Source organism: Enorma phocaeensis, from assembly GCF_900186505.1.
Lineage (GTDB): Bacteria > Actinomycetota > Coriobacteriia > Coriobacteriales > Coriobacteriaceae > Enorma > Enorma phocaeensis.
On the sequence record NZ_LT891963.1, the window covers coordinates 1 to 858 of the forward strand.

At 67.7% G+C, this 858-nt stretch carries 1 protein-coding gene; it reads left to right on the forward strand.

All coding sequences use genetic code 11. From position 1 onward, the window contains the following. Positions 1-187: 187 nt before the first annotated feature. Positions 188-817, forward strand: coding sequence for an ATP-binding protein (locus C1717_RS10880; protein ID WP_102371181.1), 630 nt, complete (start codon positions 188-190; stop codon positions 815-817). Positions 818-858 lie beyond the last annotated feature (41 nt).

Genomic DNA, 858 nt, shown 5'->3' on the forward strand with positions numbered 1-858 from the left:
CTGCACGGTCGAGCGTAAGCCCGTTGGTCGAATCGGTGAAAGTACGTTGGTGCGATCGGCGGATATGCGTTGGTGGAATCGGCGCCGCCCGTTGGCCTAAACGGCGAATCTCAGGTTAGCGGTAACACCGCAGAGGGCGGCGCCGACCTGAGCGTCTACGACGGGTTCCTGAAAGGGGGCGGGGACCGTGCCTGCTAGCAGCGAGCTCGCGCGAAGGGTCGCGGAGGCCGGCAGGAGGTGCTCGCTCACGACCTCCGTGCTCAGCGAATGGGCGACGGCGGGGAGCCCGAAGCAGGTCGAGTACCTCGCCTCGTACCTCGAGGCCGAGGCGGCGAGCAGGGACGCCTCCAAGCGCGCGTCGCTCCTCAGGCGCTGCGGCCTGCCGGCGCCGAAGACCTTCGGCGGCTACGACTGGTCCGCGGTTTCGCTGCCGGAGGGCCTCGGCAGGGACGACCTGCTCTCGCTGTCGTTCCTCGACCGGCGCGAGGACCTCGTGCTGATGGGCGACGTCGGCACGGGGAAGACCCACATGGCGAGCGCCCTGTGCCAGCTCGCCTGCGACAGGCGCCTGGAGGCCCGCTTCTTCACCGCCTCGTCGCTCGTCATGCGGCTGAGGCGCGCCCGGGGGGACGGCCGGCTCGACCGGGAGATGTCGCAGATAGCGCGGGCGCGCCTGCTCGTGATCGACGAGCTGGGGTTCCTGCCTGTGTTTAGTCAAGTCTTGCTTTCGGAAAGGGACTGCGGTGGGAATCCTGGACCAAGGCGGGACAGGAGGAGAACCGCATGTACAGCCAGGGGCAGAGGAAGCGCGCGATAGAGACCTTCATCAAATTCGACCATAGCTACGCCGACACCGTC